This is a genomic window from Pedobacter africanus (genome assembly GCF_900176535.1).
Lineage (GTDB): Bacteria > Bacteroidota > Bacteroidia > Sphingobacteriales > Sphingobacteriaceae > Pedobacter > Pedobacter africanus.
Genome location: NZ_FWXT01000001.1, coordinates 2,963,780 through 2,979,467, shown reverse-complemented (window position 1 = coordinate 2,979,467; position 15,688 = coordinate 2,963,780). Strand labels below are relative to the sequence as shown.

General features: G+C 44.1%; 15 protein-coding genes. 1 reads left to right on the top strand and 14 read right to left on the bottom strand.

What is annotated here, in order from left to right; all coding sequences use genetic code 11:
• Positions 1-51: 51 nt before the first annotated feature.
• Together B9A91_RS12500 and B9A91_RS12495 are read right to left on the bottom strand one after the other, a co-directional pair.
• On the bottom strand, positions 52-1,059 hold the full coding sequence (locus B9A91_RS12500) for a FecR family protein (RefSeq protein ID WP_084238985.1): 1,008 nt from the start codon (positions 1,057-1,059) through the stop codon (positions 52-54).
• 76 nt (positions 1,060-1,135) lie between these two features.
• Positions 1,136-1,717, bottom strand: coding sequence for an RNA polymerase sigma factor (locus tag B9A91_RS12495; RefSeq protein WP_084238983.1), 582 nt, complete (start codon positions 1,715-1,717; stop codon positions 1,136-1,138).
• Between the two features lie 127 nt (positions 1,718-1,844).
• Here B9A91_RS12495 and B9A91_RS12490 point away from each other — a divergent pair, with 127 nt between their 5' ends.
• Positions 1,845-3,620: an aminopeptidase P family protein gene (locus B9A91_RS12490; RefSeq protein ID WP_084238981.1), complete on the top strand. Its 1,776-nt coding sequence runs from the start codon at positions 1,845-1,847 to the stop codon at positions 3,618-3,620.
• Positions 3,621-3,717: 97 nt separating this feature from the next.
• On the opposite strand, the gene B9A91_RS12485 is transcribed toward B9A91_RS12490, so the two are convergent.
• The 12 genes from B9A91_RS12485 to B9A91_RS12430 all read right to left on the bottom strand — a co-directional run bounded on the left by B9A91_RS12485 (position 3,718) and on the right by B9A91_RS12430 (position 15,562).
• Positions 3,718-4,509 carry an SDR family oxidoreductase gene (locus B9A91_RS12485; RefSeq protein WP_084238979.1) on the bottom strand — a complete coding sequence of 264 codons (792 nt, stop codon included), beginning with the start codon at positions 4,507-4,509 and terminating at the stop codon, positions 3,718-3,720.
• A gap of 15 nt (positions 4,510-4,524) precedes the next feature.
• A complete protein-coding gene (locus tag B9A91_RS12480) occupies positions 4,525-5,355 on the bottom strand; it encodes an amidohydrolase family protein (protein ID WP_084238977.1) in 831 nt (276 codons plus the stop codon).
• Entirely contained in the window at positions 5,342-6,199 is an 858-nt protein-coding gene (locus tag B9A91_RS12475) for a fumarylacetoacetate hydrolase family protein (RefSeq protein ID WP_084238975.1), read from the bottom strand. Before B9A91_RS12475 ends, B9A91_RS12480 begins: the two co-directional genes overlap by 14 nt.
• 87 nt (positions 6,200-6,286) lie before the next feature.
• Positions 6,287-7,051 (bottom strand): SDR family NAD(P)-dependent oxidoreductase, encoded by a 765-nt coding sequence (locus B9A91_RS12470; RefSeq protein ID WP_084238973.1) that lies wholly within the window; start codon positions 7,049-7,051, stop codon positions 6,287-6,289.
• A 10-nt stretch (positions 7,052-7,061) separates the two neighbouring features.
• On the bottom strand, positions 7,062-8,720 hold the full coding sequence (locus tag B9A91_RS12465; RefSeq protein ID WP_084238971.1) for a UxaA family hydrolase: 1,659 nt from the start codon (positions 8,718-8,720) through the stop codon (positions 7,062-7,064).
• Between the two features lies 1 nt (position 8,721).
• The gene (locus tag B9A91_RS12460) at positions 8,722-9,060 is read right to left on the bottom strand and encodes an L-rhamnose mutarotase (protein ID WP_084238969.1); all 339 of its coding nucleotides are present in this window, start codon (positions 9,058-9,060) and stop codon (positions 8,722-8,724) included.
• 3 nt (positions 9,061-9,063) lie between these two features.
• On the bottom strand, positions 9,064-10,305 hold the full coding sequence (gene fucP / locus B9A91_RS12455) for an L-fucose:H+ symporter permease (RefSeq protein ID WP_084238967.1): 1,242 nt from the start codon (positions 10,303-10,305) through the stop codon (positions 9,064-9,066).
• 249 nt (positions 10,306-10,554) lie between these two features.
• Positions 10,555-11,415 carry a glucose-1-phosphate thymidylyltransferase RfbA gene (rfbA, locus tag B9A91_RS12450; RefSeq protein ID WP_084238965.1) on the bottom strand — a complete coding sequence of 287 codons (861 nt, stop codon included), beginning with the start codon at positions 11,413-11,415 and terminating at the stop codon, positions 10,555-10,557.
• Positions 11,416-11,502: 87 nt separating this feature from the next.
• Positions 11,503-12,078, bottom strand: coding sequence for a DUF3109 family protein (locus B9A91_RS12445; protein WP_084238963.1), 576 nt, complete (start codon positions 12,076-12,078; stop codon positions 11,503-11,505).
• Positions 12,079-12,083: 5 nt separating this feature from the next.
• Positions 12,084-12,860: a DUF3108 domain-containing protein gene (locus tag B9A91_RS12440; protein ID WP_084238960.1), complete on the bottom strand. Its 777-nt coding sequence runs from the start codon at positions 12,858-12,860 to the stop codon at positions 12,084-12,086.
• Between the two features lie 28 nt (positions 12,861-12,888).
• Complete coding sequence (locus tag B9A91_RS12435) at positions 12,889-13,404, bottom strand: DUF2480 family protein (protein WP_084238957.1); 516 nt, start codon at positions 13,402-13,404, stop codon at positions 12,889-12,891.
• A gap of 64 nt (positions 13,405-13,468) precedes the next feature.
• Positions 13,469-15,562 (bottom strand): peptidylprolyl isomerase, encoded by a 2,094-nt coding sequence (locus tag B9A91_RS12430; RefSeq protein WP_084238955.1) that lies wholly within the window; start codon positions 15,560-15,562, stop codon positions 13,469-13,471.
• Positions 15,563-15,688 lie beyond the last annotated feature (126 nt).

The window sequence follows — 15,688 nt, the reverse complement described above, 5'->3', positions numbered from 1 at the left end:
AGTATTATGGTGATGCCTTATTGTTCATTTGTGGTTGTTGAGTTTAGTTGATTAATTATAGCAGCCCTGGCCATCAAAAGTTACCAGGTTATTTTTTAAAGTTATTGTAGCTCCGGTAACAGATCCCGTAACCTTCAGTACCTGTGTGATGTCATCCCTGTTTAGAAAGGCTGCAGTAAAACGGCAGTTCTTCACCTCTTCATTCTTAAAATGGGTTTTTACACCATAACGTGTGGCGATCAGCTGTGCCGCTTCCTCAAGGGTAATGTCATCCATAATCAGGTCCTGCTTTTTCCATTCGGTAACCGCCTCTGCATTCACCTTTGCTTTTACAGGCTCCGCTTTCTTAGCATCCCATGCCAATTGCTGGTCTGGTGTAAGAACGGCCAATACGCGCTTTTCATCTTCCACTTTTACCTTTCCCCGGGTTACCGTTACGGTTACTGCCTGATTTGCCTTATAAGCGCTAATGTTAAATGCAGTTCCAAGCACTGTTGTCTTGATTCTGCCGGTATGGATTACAAAAGGATGTTTGGCATCATGCTTAATGTCAAAATATCCTTCTCCTATCAGCCGGACCTCTCTCAAGGCCTTTCCTTCAAAGGAATCTGCATATTCCAGGTAACTGCCCCGGTTAAGCTGTACAGAGCTTCCATCAGGCAGCTTAACCCATTTATGCGCTGTATCTTTAGGATATTCCTCCTTAACCTTTGCTGTTTGTGCAGGTACAGGCACTTTTTCATTAGATTGGCTTAACCAAAGGCCTCCTGCCGCCATCAGAAATAAAGAAGCAGCAGCTATCCATATCCAGGGACGCTTTTTGCCGACTACCGGCCTGCTGTTTATCACCAGGTTCATGCGCTCAAAAAGTGCCGTTTCATTTACTGGCAATTTTGCCTGTTCAGTGCCCGCAAAATGCTGCTCCGTTTCTTCCAGTGCCCCACGCCATTCCTGTTCATAAGCTCCGGTTTCAACCAGTTCCTGCACCTGTTTTATTTGCGCAGGTGTACAGCGGTTCAAAATAAAATCTACAAATAATTGTTTGATGTGATTTTCCAATTTTCTTTACCTGTTTTATAGTATTACAATTAACAGGCGGGGTACATGTACTCCAATGAAAAATAAATTTTGAAAATTAACTGCGATAGTACAAAAGCAGCAGCAATGCCCCGTTACGGACCATAAAATCTTTGATGGTTTTTAATGCCTTCACCATCTGGCTGTTCACCGTACTGTCTTTAATGCCTAATTTCTCAGCTGCCTGCTTGTAAGAATACCCGTAGTTCCGGCAAAGATCGTAAATCAGCCTGCGCTGTGGGGGAAGTTCTGCTATCGCCTGGCCTATAAATTCGCTTGTCTGCTTCCGCTCCACATATTCCAGCCCATTTTCTGCCTGGTCCAGTGCATGCGCAAATACTTCATCCGAAATTCGGGATTCGCGGGAAGCCTGCTTGATCACATTCAGGCAATGGTTTCTGGCGATGGTAAAAAGGAAAGGCTGCAGTGACCGGTCTGTATGAATACCTCTGGCATGCTCCCAGAGTTTGACAAAAGTATCTTGCGTAACGTCTTCTGCTAAAGCCGGCGATTTAAGAACCCCCAGGGCATAGGCATAGATCTTTCTTACATACAGGTCGTATAGTGCGGCAAAAGCCGCTGAGTCCTGTTGTCTAAGTTTCTCTAATAGTTCTATTTCCCCAGTAGTAGCCAATCGCATACTCTACAAATCTAGTAGATTTATCTGTAAACTCAACAGATTTGTTTATTACCGGGGAAGTTACGGAATTTATACTGTAAAAGAATAAATTCATAGCTTTGCCACATACTTTGAATAAAAACTGACTATGACTTACCAGGAAAAACTGACTGAAATACGCAAACAAATGCAGGCCGACAAAGTAGCCGCCTATATCATTCCATCTGCTGACCCCCACATTAGTGAATATCTGCCGGATCGTTATAAATGCATCCCTTTTACTTCTGGCTTTAAAGGATCTGCCGGTACGTTGGTTATTACGCATGACTTTGCCGGCCTGTGGACGGATTTTCGCTATTTTGAGCAGGCCGCCGAGGAGCTGAAAAACAGTGGTTTTGAACTGGTAAAACAAAAGGTACAACATGCACCTGAATACATTCAATGGCTAACGGAAAAATTAGACAAAGGCGCACAGGTTGCCGCAGATGACAAACTGCTTTCCGTATTGCTGGGCGACCTGTTAACACAGCAACTGGCATTAAGGGAAATTACACTGGTAAGTAAAGATTATTTAAGCCCGATCTGGGAAAACAGGCCCGAGCTCCCGGCTGAAAAGGCCTTCTTAATTGATGAAAAACACATCGGCCAATCTGTAACAGCTAAACTGGCACAGGTAAAAACCGCCCTGCAAAAACAAGGCGCAAGCCATCACCTCATCTCTTCACTCGATGACATGGCCTGGCTATTCAACATCCGCGGAAAAGATGTAAGTTACAATCCCGTGGTGCTGAGTTTTGCGCTGATCAGCCCAGAGGGTGCCCGCATCTTTATTGATGCAGCTAAACTAAGCGAACAGGAAAAAGCCAGCCTTACCCAAAGCGGTGTTGAAGTACAGCCTTACCAGGACATTGAGCAGGCAATAGCAGGCATTCCATCAGACAGCACCATCCTTATTGATCCGAAACGCAATTGTTTTGGCTTATACAAATGCATTCCGGCGGGAGTCAAAATTATTAAAGACACCAACCCAAGTACCAATTTAAAAGCTATTAAAAATGAGACAGAGCTGGCCAATACACGCACAGCGATGCTTAAAGATGGTGTAGCCATCACCCGCTTCTTAAAATGGCTTTCAGAGCATATTGGAAAAATTACCATAACAGAACTTTCCGCCGCAGCCGAACTGCGCAAGTTCAGAACCGACCAGGAGGGCTTTGTGGGCGATAGCTTCACTACCATCAGCGCATACAAAGCACATGGGGCATTGCCGCATTACAGCGCTTCCGAAGAAAGCAACTCCGAAGTAAAAGCTGAGGGTTTGTTCCTTGTCGATTCCGGAGGGCAATATCGTTACGGTACAACAGACATCACCCGAACCATTCCGATGGGCAACAACACAGAAGAAGAAAAAACAGACTACACTTTAGTGTTAAAGGGTATGATAGAAGGCTGCAAAGTGCGTTTTCCTAAAGGCACCTGCGGCTACCAGATCGATGCCATTACCCGTAAGCCGCTTTGGGAACATGCCATCAACTATGGCCATGGTACCGGGCATGGCGTAGGCTATTTCCTCAATGTACATGAGGGCCCACAGGTGTTTAACCCTACAGCCAACCCTGTGCCGGTAGAATTGGGCATGATCACTTCAGTTGAACCAGGCATCTATCGCCCTGGCAAACATGGGATCCGTATAGAGAACCTGGTCAATACCATTAAAGATGCAAGCAACGAATTCAATGAGTTCTATGCCTTTGAATGTTTAACGATTGCTCCAATAAGCACTAAAATTGTAAAGAAAGAATTACTGGAAGAGGCGCAGGTCGAATGGCTGAACAGCTACAATGCAATGGTATTCGAAAAACTAAGTCCTTTATTGACTGCTGAGGAAACAGCCTTTCTAAAAGAAGAGACAAAAGCGATATAAATAAAAAAAACAGATATGTTAGGAGAAGACCTCAGCGCTTTCGCTTTTTCAGCGAAAGATGCAGTCTTCGAATAATATATCTGTTTTTTCTGATATCTTATGCCGGACTGATAGACCTGTCCAGGTGTACATAGCCACCATCAACATGCACCAGCTGTCCGGTAGTATGACCGGAAGCCGCATTAGACAGCAAAAATACTGTCGCATTGGCAATCTCTTCAGCCGTAGTCATCCTTTGTCCCAGAGGGATTTTCGACTTAATGGAAGCCAGCTTCTCCTCAGAATTCGGAATAGAATTGATCCAGTTCTGATACAACGGCGTATAACATTCTGCTACAATAACCGCGTTCACCCTGATCTCATAAGGCAGCAACTCTACCGCCCACTCCCGCGTTAGGGCATTTCTGCCCCCATTTGAAGCCGCATAGGCGGAAGTTCCTCCTTGTCCGGTACTGGCAACCTTAGAGCCGATATTTACAATAGAGCCTTTTGATGTTTTCAATGCTGGTAATGCATGATGCGCCATCAGGTAGTAATGGATCAGGTTTTTATGTAAGCTGTCTACAAACCCTTGATAGCTCCCATTTTCCAGTCCAACACCATCATTTACCCCGGCATTGTTCACCAGTCCGTCGATTCGCCCGAACGCGGCGAGCACAGTTTCAACAGCATTCGCTACTTCCTCAGGTTTGTTCAGCTCTGCAGCTACCTGGGATGCCTTACCACCTCCGGCCAGGATCTCATTTACCACCTTCAGGTTGTCCTGCTCGTTTCGCCCTACAATTACAGGAATAGCACCCTCTCTGGCCAGTACCTTCACAATACCTTCACCAATACCTTTGGCACCACCTGTTACAATTACAACTTTATCTTTCAATTGCAGATCCATAGATTGCTTGTTTATTTATAAATTATAAAATTTTACTGCATTCCCGCCCCAGAACAGTTCCTGTTCGTTTACAGAGAGTTTTGCTGTATATGTTTCGATTAAACCCAAAGTTTGTGCATAAGAAGCTGACACAAGGCAAACCGGCCAGTCCGAACCATACATCAGCCTTTCAATTCCAAAAGCCTCAAAAATAATGTCCAGGTAAGGTTCAAAATCACTGGCTTTCCAGTTTTTCCAGTCGGCCTCGGTTACCATGCCCGAAACCTTACAGCTTACATTCTCATGTTTAGCCAGGGCAAGGATGTCTTTTTTCCAATCAGCCGTTGTCCCGTTTTTGATATCGGGCTTGGCGATATGGTCCAGTACGAAGGGCTGGTCCGGAAATTTTGATACCAGTTCTGCAGCATATTTCAACTGATCCGGAAAGATCAGAATGTCATAGGTATAATTGAACTGTCTGAGTTTACCGATGCCCTTCACAAACTCCGGCTTTAACATCAGCGCCCGGTCCTGTTCACCTTGCAGGATATGCCGGAAGCCCTTCATCTTTTCATAGCCCGACAACTCTTCCAGCTTTTCAGCCACATCTGCCGCCTGGAGGTCAACCCATCCCACAACCCCTTTAACAAAAGGGTTCTCTGCTGCATTGCTAAGCTGGAACAGGTTTTCGGTATCCGACTGGTCCGATTGCACCACAACACTGCCATCAAAATGATGCTGCTGCAATAAGCCCAGCAATTGCTGCGGCATAAAATTGGCCCTGAGCACAGCCATATCATCATTAATCCAGCTGTCCCTTACAGGATCGTATATCCAGAAATGCTGATGGGCATCAATTTTTAACATAGTTCCTTACCGTCTGTCTGGATGTACCCAAACCGTCAATACCCAGCTCAACCACATCGCCTTCTTTAAGGTATATTGGCGGATTAAAGCCTAAGCCTACACCAGCTGGGGTTCCCGTAGAAATCACATCACCAGGCAGCAAGGTCATAAACTGGCTCACATAGGAAATTACAAAAGGCACATTGAAGATAAAATTGGAAGTATTGCCGTCCTGCATTTTCTGCCCGTTCACATTCAGCCATAGCCTCAGGTTGTTTACATCAGCAATCTCGTCTTGTGTTGCCAGAAAAGGGCCCAAAGGGGCAAAAGTATCGCAGCCTTTTCCCTTATCCCAGGTACCGTTTCTTTCCAGTTGAAATGCACGCTCTGATACATCATTGTGCAATACATATCCAGCAACATGCTTCAAGGCATCTGCTTCTTCCACGTAGGATGCTTTTTTACCGATAACAATGGCCAGCTCTACTTCCCAATCCGTTTTTACCGAATTTTTTGGGATAACAATATCATCAAAAGGACCGGTAAGTGAAGTGGTTGACTTCATAAAGATAACAGGTTCAGGTGGAATGGGCGCATTGGTTTCCCTGGCATGGTCTGCATAGTTCAGGCCAATGCATACAATTTTTGAAGGACGTGCCACCGGCGATCCCAGCCTTGCAGACGCATCAATAACAGGCAGTTTGCCTTCGTTCTCTTTAACAAACGCGGCCAGTCGCTCCAATCCGTTGTCATTAAAAAACTGCTCGTTATAATCTTCGCCAAAGGCTGAAGTATCGTACCACTTATCGTTTAAAATTACACCGGTTTTTTCCTGATCGGCGGCTCCCCATCTAATTAGTTTCATATGCTATTTATATTTTCAATTCAGTGGTGGCATCAATGGAAACCACCTTTTTAATTTAACCCTGTTAAAATAACAAAAGTTTACGGCTTAGTTGTTCAATTTAATAAAACCACCATCAAGCGGATAATCATTTCCGGTTACAAAGCCGGCTTCATCCGAACACAGGTACAGCGCAAGGGCGGCCACCTCTTCGGGTTTACCCATGCGGCCTATAGGCTGGCTTTTAGAAAGTTTTTCAAATATCTCTGCTTCCTGGCCCGCATAGTTCTTTGCGATAAAGCCATCGACAAAAGGGGTATGCACCCTGGCCGGCGAAATGCTGTTGCAGCGGATACCATCGGCCATATAGTCTTTGGCTACCGACAATGTCATGGCATAAATGGCACCCTTGCTCATCGAATAGGCAAACCTATCTGCCAGGCCAACCAGGGCCCCTATGGATGCCATATTCAGTACCACGCCCTTCCCTTTACGCTTCATGGCCGGAATGGCCGCATAAAGGCAATTGTAGGCCCCTTTTACATTCACGTCAAACACCTTTGTAAAATCAGCTTCAGAAGTATTATCAGCCCTTCCAATATGGGCAATACCTGCATTATTTACCAGGATATCAATATCACCAATCTGCTCAAATGCCGCAACAACCGCAGCCTGACTGGTTACATCACAACCATGCGCTGCTGCTTTCCCACCTTCCGATTCTATTTCCTTCACAGTCTGGGCTGCTGCTTCTGCATTCAATTCAATAACATGAACATATGCACCCTGCCTGGCGAAAAGCAAGGATATTGCTTTACCGATACCACTTCCCCCACCTGTAATAATTGCTGATTTTCCTTTTAAACTAAACATTTTTTAATAATTATAATGAAACTCCTCTTTTCCAAGGGATAAAGTCATCCTGGTTCAACAATACAGCCTTAGGGCTTATCTCTCCACTTGCTGCCCTGATGCAATATTCCAGAATTTCAATCCCCATTTCTTCAATCGTTTTCTCTCCCCTGATGATTGCCCCGGTATCTATATCAATAATGTCACTCATCCGCGTAGCCAAGGCCGTATTGGTAGCCACTTTAATCACCGGACATACCGGGTTACCCGTAGGTGTGCCCAATCCGGTAGTAAACAAAATCAATGTAGCACCACTTGCCGCCTTGCCCGTTGTTGCTTCTACATCATTACCAGGGGTGCATACCAGGCTCAAACCAGCTTTCGTTGCCGGTTCCGTATAATCCAACACGTCAACCACAGGTGAAGTACCTGCTTTCTTTGCTGCGCCCGTACTCTTTATCGCATCCGTAATCAAACCATCTTTAATATTGCCCGGCGAAGGGTTCATATGAAAACCCGAGCCTACTGCATGCGCCTGGGCGTCGTATTCCTGCATCAACCGGATAAATTTCTCTGCCGTGGGCTCGCTCACACATCTGTCAATGATATTCTGTTCGGCACCACACAACTCCGGGAATTCCGCCAGCAAAACCTTTGCTCCTAAAGTTACCAATAAATCTGAGGTATAACCAACAGCAGGATTTGCAGATATGCCGCTAAAGCCATCACTGCCACCGCATTTTACGCCCACGCAAAGCTTACTTAATGGAGCAGGTTTTCTTTCGGCCTTATTGATTTCTGTTAAGCCAACAAATGTTTTCCGGATTGCATCTTTAATCAGCTGCTCCTCACTCTGGCTCTGCTGCTGTTCAAATATCAAAACAGGTTTATCAAAGGAAGAGTTCCTGCTTTTTACATCTTCCAGTAAACTCTGGGTCTGCAAATGCTGACAACCCAGGCTCAGCACCGTTATACCGGCAACATTCGGGTGGTCGGCATAAGCCGCCAGCAGCTGGCTCAGCAATGCTGAATCCTGCCGCGTACCACCACAGCCACCCTGGTGGTTTAAAAATTTAATTCCATCTACATTTTTAAACACCCTTTTCTTCTGCGGCGCTGCTGGTGCAAGCCCTTCTGCGCTGAAAGAGCTAATATCATCGCCATGCTGGTAGGCCTCCAACAGCTGTTCTGTAAACTGTTTATATTTATCGGTTACTGCATAACCTAAAGTATTATACAAAGCTTCTTTAATGACATCCAGGTTTCTGTTTTCGCAAAAAACCGTAGGTATAAACAACCAGTAATTGGCTGTCCCGACACGTCCGTCGGCACGATGGTAACCATTAAAAGTTCTGCCCTCGAACTGCGAAATGTCTGGCACCTGCCATTCATAATTCACTTTCCGGTAAGCATAATCCTGCGAGGCATGATGCACGTTGGTGGTGGTCATCAGCCCGCCCCTGGGGATAAAATCTGTTGCCTTTCCAACCAATACACCATACATCAGTACATTCCCTCCAACTTCAAGATCGTCTATAAAAAACTTATGTTTGGCATGCACATCTTGCTGCAAAATGATTTCTTTACCATTCCACACTATAATCTGCCCTTTTGGCAAATCCTGCAAAGCCACCAGTACGTTATCGTCCGGGTGGATCTGTAAAAAACTCTTCACTGTATTTACTGACATCTCAGCTCCTTAACTCAAATATTTTATCCATCATTATCCATTTCTCTCCCGGGTTGGACCCAGGGATTGCTTGCTGGTACTTCCACATCCGTTCTTCCCATTCCTGCACCTTTTCGTTCCCTGCATCCATCGCTCCTTTCTTTTCAAAGCTGAAGCCTGCATTTACCTCCATGATCATGAACAGCCGGTTTCCGGTCCGGTAAATCTCCATCTGTTCAATCCCTGATGAAGTAATACTCTCCAAAATTTCAGGCCATACCTTCCGGTGCATCTCCTCATATTCCGCAATCAGCACCGGATCATCAACCAGGTCCAGCGCTAGACAATATCTTCTATTCATAGCTTAATTTTTAACGATCTTATGACCTTTTAAACCAAATACAAACACCACAATAAAACAGATCAATGGCACAATGTATCCGATCTGAATGTTATGCGTCACATCACTTATATAGCCCATTACCGGAGGCAGAATTGCTCCGCCAACAATAGACATAATGATCAGGCTGCTGCCCAGCTTGGTATCTCGTCCCAAATCTTTGATACCCAGCGAAAAAATTGTAGGGAACATGATTGACATGAAAAAAGCAATACCAATAACCGAAAACAGTGCCAGAGTCCCCCCTGCAGTCATGGCCACGATACACAATAGCACATTGATCAATGCGTAGATTCTTAGCATTAGCTCCGGCTTCATAAATTTCATTAAGAATGTACCTAAAATCCTTCCCAAAAGAAAAGCAAGGCCTAATCCACCGGCATAATTCCCCGCAGTCTCCTGACTGATACCTGCCGCGAAGGGAGCATAAATGATGAAAAAACTAAATACACAAACCTGTGCACCAACATAAAAAAACTGCGCCGCAACCGCCCATGATAAATGTTTGTGGCGCAGTGCATGAAATATACCTGTCTTTTCATCCTGACTGTCATCCTCTTCTTTGATCTCCGGAAGCCGCAGAAAAAGAAAGATCACAGCAATAACGAGAATAACACTTCCTATAATAAAATAAGGTGTCTTTACAGATGAAGCCTCCGATGCGAGGGCCAATTGCTTTGCTGACTCCGTCATTGTACTCAACTGCTCATCAGAAAGCCCCTTGATTAAAATAACCCGCACTCCAATAACCGGTGCCATTGCAGCGGCAAGCCCGTTGAACGTCTGTGCAAAGTTTAAACGAAAAGTAGCTGTTTCTGGAGGCCCAAGGAGCGAGGCATAAGGATTTGCAGCCGTTTCCAATATGGTTAGCCCGCAGGCAATAATAAAAAGCGCTCCCAGAAAAAAAACATAGGCCTGGGTATTCGCAGCTGGGATAAACAAGAAGGAACCCAACGCAAAAAAAGCCAAACCAATAATAATTCCTTTTTTGTACCCGTATTTCCTTAATAGAAATCCTGCGGGCAATGCCATTACAAAATAGGCTATAAATACTGCAGAATCGACCAAAGATGCCTGTAAAGTACTCAGGCTAAATGACCGCTTTAAATGCGGGATCAATACCGGATCAAGATTATGTACAAACCCCCACATAAAGAATAGGGAGGTGATCATGATAAAAGGAAAAAGATATTTGTTTTTAGTCATTGGGTTTAAATATTTGGTTATTCAAAGGACGTGATTTCTGGCTTTATTTATTTTATGATATTATCATATGATTAAACGATTTTAGCATCTTTTTCTATTCAAAGGCGCTCCGCGTGTTAAAAGCATAAACTTTTTAGCAAAAAAAAACCCGGAATTACCCGGGGCTTTAAGCTCATGCCACAATGCATAAATCAATTTATACATCTGGTTTCACAACAATTTAGTTTCTCAGAAGAGAACACTCAATTGTTATTTTATCATTTTCAGTAAGTATTCTCCATAACCGCTCTTTACCAGCGGCGTAGCGATGGTGCGCAACTGTTCCTTATCAATAAAACCCATACGATAAGCGACTTCCTCAATGCAACCAATTTTTAAACCCTGCCGCTCCTCAATCACCTGTACAAACTGTCCGGCCTGCATCAGCGACGCGAAGGTTCCGGTGTCCAGCCAGGCTGTTCCCCTGCTCAATACACCCACCTTTAATTTTCCCTGCTCCAGATAAACTTTGTTTACATCGGTAATTTCATATTCCCCTCTTGGCGAAGGTTTGATGTTTTTTGCGATTTCTACAACGCTGTTGTCATAAAAATATAAGCCAGGAACGGCATAGTCTGACTTTGGCTGTGTTGGTTTTTCTTCGATGGATATGGCCGTATTCTCTTCATCAAATTCCACAACGCCATAACGTTCAGGATCAGAAACCCTGTATGCAAAAACCACCCCTCCATCAGGATCGGCACTGGTCTGCAGCAGCTTTGACATCCCATCTCCATAAAAAATGTTATCCCCAAGTACCAGTGCTACCTTATCCGTACCAATAAAATCGGCACCGATAACAAAAGCCTGCGCCAGACCATTTGGTTGCTCCTGTACGGCATATGAAAATTTGCAACCCAGGCCTGCCCCATCACCCAATAGCTTTTCAAAGTTCGGAAGGTCATGAGGTGTTGAAATGATCAGGATTTCCTTAATGCCCGCGAGCATCAGGATAGACAGCGGATAATAGATCATTGGTTTATCGTAAACAGGCATCATCTGCTTGCTCATTGCCAGGGTAAGCGGATGAAGTCTTGTACCACTTCCGCCTGCTAAAATTATTCCTTTCAAGTTATCTGTAATTTGAGATTAATATTCAATAATGGTCAGTTGGGTTTATCCTTTTCGAATATAGATTTTTTCCCGAATAATTAACGTTTATTTTTCAGTATCCGGAGACGCAATTGCCTGTTCCAGTTCCGCAAACCAGTCTGCACCGTATTTTCTCACCAAAGGCCCCTTTAGAAACTGATAAACAGGCACTTTCAGTTCCCTACCAAAAGAACAGGCATCATGGCAAATGTGCCAGCGGTCATAGTTAAGCACGTCAAACTCCGGATAAGATGTTACCCTGATGGGGTAGAGGTGACAGGAAATGGGCTTTTGCCAATCTACCAGACCTTGCTCGTAACCTTTCTCTATACCACATTTAGTCACTCCGTTCTCAAACGTCACATAGGCGCATTCTTTATTCCCATCCACACAAGGCGTAGTCAAGTCACCATCGGCATCTACTACTGATGTCCCCTGCTGCTCAATTGCAGCTATGCCCCTGGGTTCGAGCAAATGTTTAATTTTTGGATAAATGTCTGCAAGTATAGCTGTCTCAGCCACCTCAAGGGGCGCACCAGCATCCCCCTCCACACAACAGATTCCCTTACACTTATTCAGGTTACATACAAAACTCTCCGAGATGATGTCTTCATGCACCAGTGTATGTTGTACTTCAATCATTATTTCTATTTAACTATGGCCAGCGGGTACTTTAATCCCTCGGCCGATTTAATTTCCATGGTTACTGCCCCAACAATAATCTCCACCTGTGCTTTTACAGGCACCCTATTGCCATCGTCTGTTATCCAGAGGTAAAGCTTGCTGTCCTTTCTGAAAATCCGTCCGGGCTTAATCGAAGGACTAAATTTCAGACACTTAATTTTTCCAAGCTTGGTCTTCACTTCCTCTCTTCCGACAAACTGAATCTCCAGCTGGTTGATCTCATCGCCTAAAAAATAGTTTAGCTTCACATAGTCGCCTATTTTCATTTTAGAGATGTCCAGGCTCCTGGCAAAATAATAAGCCGAAACCAGATCAAAAGTCTGCGTGGTAGGCGTGGTAAATGTGCCTTTGGTAGCCACCACTTTTTTAGCATCCTGGCTAAATCTTGCTTTATCCTGCCTTCTGTAACTGCCCTCCCTGATATTCTCCTGGTAGAAATAAGGTTTTAAATCGCCTTTATCTATATAAGAATCATAATGATCCCTTATTTTATAGAAAACATCAAAAGTACCCGAAGTCTGTGCGTCTACCTGCAGTCTGAATGTAGGCTTTCCATCAAATTTAAGGTCTGATTCCTGTACCCGAAGTGTCCCTTCGGCAGCAGTAATAAAACCATATTTCAATTTGTAGGTCAGCTTTTCGCCTGCCTGAAAAACGGGGTCCTTCACAAAAGGCAACTCCTGGGCCATGCCCCTAAAGCTTAGGAATGCAACAATTACAAACAAAAACGGTGATCTCATACCTAAGCTACGCAAAAAGCAATCCAAATTAATCCTTTCGTTTATAGATAGGCACCGTAGAACACGGTTCCCCGTACATAATACTTTTCACTACTGGCGTAAGCAGGTTAGTAATCTCTACAAAAGCCGCAGCAGTAACTTCGATATCGGCGCAGCCTTTAATCACCACGCGCTCATCTGCAAAGGCGTTCACATCTATCTTTGCCAGTGCTTTGGTAAATAAAACGGCCTCCAACGTTTCCAGATTGCCAAAAACCACCTCGTTTGCATAAGGCTTCATTCTGCTGGCCAGCAACATATAAGCCCAGGTAGGCACAATGGCATCGGCGCTGCAAATGATAGCTATATTCTTCCCGCTGTAAGCCTGCCAGTCATGGTTCTTTATAAACTCCCTGAAATCCTTTTCCCTTAGCATCAGGCCATGAAAAAGGTTTTCTTTGATATCATATACCACTCTTTCGCCCGGATGAAAATAATCTTCCAGGTTAAGGGTTATTAAACCACTTGCAGCTACTTTGTTGACAAAATTTTCCTGAATATCCATTGCTCTAATAATAAAAAAGCCGGAAGTTCAATCACTTCCGGCTACAAAATTACGTAAAATAAGCTTAATAGAATTTCACCCTATTGTCTTTTATCTCGCTTCTGTCCTGCAAAGCCTGGAAAGCGGCACCTAAAGAACGTTGCGCAGCCATCTGCATCATCGCTTCTTTTTGCTTATAGGTATTTGCAAGGGGAGCTGGTTTGCTAAATCCATTTACGCTAAATACATATACAGCCTGGCTGCCGTCAATCGCTTTCGAAAGTTTCCCTGGCTGAGCACCAAATACAGCTCCTACCAGCTTGTTCTCCTGGGAAGCACCCGGCAGAATTGGATTGGCAAATACAATATTTTCAACAGGGGTAACTGTTTTACCCAATTTCTGGGCAACCTGTTCCAGACTGCTGGCACCCTGCAAAGCTTTGTTTGCTTTTTCGATCAGCATCTTAGCTTTAACAGCATTACGTACCATCGGCTCAATATCTTTCTTTACGGCCTCCAGCGAAAGTGTTCCTTTAGGTTTAATATCGGTTAAGCGCGCAACTACATACGCATTGTCCATCTGATACACCTCTTTAAGGATTTCGCCTTTATCAGCAGCATAGGCATCACGGATCAGCTGACGCGGGTTGTCCAGTCCAGGCGCAAAACCCTGGGTAGGGGTAACCTTATCAGCAACACCAATTGTATACCCTTTTTTCTGTGCCAGTTCTGCAAAATTATTGCTCTTAACTTCATTCATAAAGCTGCTCGCTTTTTTATAAGCAGCATCTCTTGTTTTATTACTTGAAACCAGGCCTTTTTCTATGTAGGCCAGCTTGGCTACCTTAGAAGAACCTACCTGCTTCTCAATCTTGATCAGGTGTACACCGAATTGCGAAGCAACTACTTTCAGGTCGCCTGCCTTTCCGTTAAATACAGCATCTTCAAAAACAGGTACCATTTGCCCGCGGCCAAAGGTACCCAGGTCTCCGCCTTTGTCTTTAGATCCGTCAATACTATATTTAGCCGCCAGTTCAGCAAAGCTTGCACCATTCTGAACCAGGCCCTTCAATGAATCGGCCAGTTTCTTAGCCTTATCTACACCACCCAGTTTAGATGGATCGATCAGAATATGACTCGCCTTTACTGAATCCGGAGAAAAACGGGTATCAATAACCTTAATCAGTTTATAAGAGTTACCTGAAAATCTAGGGCCATAGAAACTACCTGCAGGCAGGTTAAATACCACTGAATCAACAGCAGGATCTAATTTACCTTTCGACATATAAGTATAAGGAACTTTAACATCTGAGTTCACAGCAGCAAACAGGGAATCATTGCCTGCTGTTTTGAAATCAGCAGCAAGTTTATCTACTTGCGCCTTAACTGCTGCAGAATCTTCTTTGGTAGGGTTTACACTAAATGAAACGTATTCAAATGAACGTGTCTCAGAAGGATTCTCGAAACGTTTTTTGTTTTCGTTATAATAATCAGAATAATCGGCATCAGTAGGTTTAACTGTTGCATCCGGAACAGAAGCATAATCCAGGCTTACATATTTGAAGCTGGCCAGCTTGTTACGGTTCTGGTGCTCGTCATTAGCTTCCAGTGTGGTTACATAGATGGAATTGGTAATCAGGTTTGCGTATTTTTTTTGCAATGCCTGTCTTTCAATTTCATCCTCAACAGCCCTCAATTGCGTAGCAACTTTCGGATCTTTATATCCTTCTTTGAAAGTCCTCAATACCTGAGCCTTGTCAACCTGTCCTGTCTGAGGGTTACCGAAATATTGTACAATAATAGGGCTTGGATTATTTCCATTAATCAGGTCTGCCAGCTCATCACTCGAAACAGTCAGGCCAAGCCTGCTGTATTCTTTGCCCAAAAGAATTCCGGCGATTTCACCTTGCCATACATTATCAACGGCCATAGCCTGCATTTGTGCATTGCTTGAACCGTATTGTTGTTTGAACTGAGCTAAACTCTGGTCTACCTTCGGACCAAACTGTTCTATACTAATTTCTTCGCCGTCAACTGATCCTACAACTTTTTGAGATTCGGCCCAGAAAGGCTTACCTACGTTAATTGCATCACCAACTAAAAATGCAACAATTGCAAAACCGATGGCTCCAATCAGGATATAGCCTGCGCGATTCCGCAAAAATGTCATTAATCCCATAATATTCTTATTTATAAATCTTTTTTAAGAGGGCGCAAGATACAACTTTTGCAAAAAAAAGAAAACATTAAATTGTATTTGAATAAGTAATTAAAAATTAAGGAAATAAGTGCTGCAATTTTGCGC

Excerpts from the sequence above, each read along its gene's own strand:
- B9A91_RS12495 (WP_084238983.1), bottom strand. The coding sequence starts at position 1,717 with ATGCGATTGGCTACTACTGGGGAAATAGAACTATTAGAGAAACTTAGA.
- B9A91_RS12490 (WP_084238981.1), top strand. The coding sequence starts at position 1,845 with ATGACTTACCAGGAAAAACTGACTGAAATACGCAAACAAATGCAGGCC.
- B9A91_RS12485 (WP_084238979.1), bottom strand. The coding sequence starts at position 4,509 with ATGGATCTGCAATTGAAAGATAAAGTTGTAATTGTAACAGGTGGTGCC.
- B9A91_RS12480 (WP_084238977.1), bottom strand. The coding sequence starts at position 5,355 with ATGTTAAAAATTGATGCCCATCAGCATTTCTGGATATACGATCCTGTA.
- B9A91_RS12475 (WP_084238975.1), bottom strand. The coding sequence starts at position 6,199 with ATGAAACTAATTAGATGGGGAGCCGCCGATCAGGAAAAAACCGGTGTA.
- B9A91_RS12470 (WP_084238973.1), bottom strand. The coding sequence starts at position 7,051 with ATGTTTAGTTTAAAAGGAAAATCAGCAATTATTACAGGTGGGGGAAGT.
- B9A91_RS12465 (WP_084238971.1), bottom strand. The coding sequence starts at position 8,720 with ATGTCAGTAAATACAGTGAAGAGTTTTTTACAGATCCACCCGGACGAT.
- B9A91_RS12460 (WP_084238969.1), bottom strand. The coding sequence starts at position 9,060 with ATGAATAGAAGATATTGTCTAGCGCTGGACCTGGTTGATGATCCGGTG.
- fucP (WP_084238967.1), bottom strand. The coding sequence starts at position 10,305 with ATGACTAAAAACAAATATCTTTTTCCTTTTATCATGATCACCTCCCTA.
- B9A91_RS12445 (WP_084238963.1), bottom strand. The coding sequence starts at position 12,078 with ATGATTGAAGTACAACATACACTGGTGCATGAAGACATCATCTCGGAG.
- B9A91_RS12440 (WP_084238960.1), bottom strand. The coding sequence starts at position 12,860 with ATGAGATCACCGTTTTTGTTTGTAATTGTTGCATTCCTAAGCTTTAGG.
- B9A91_RS12435 (WP_084238957.1), bottom strand. The coding sequence starts at position 13,404 with ATGGATATTCAGGAAAATTTTGTCAACAAAGTAGCTGCAAGTGGTTTA.
- B9A91_RS12430 (WP_084238955.1), bottom strand. The coding sequence starts at position 15,562 with ATGGGATTAATGACATTTTTGCGGAATCGCGCAGGCTATATCCTGATT.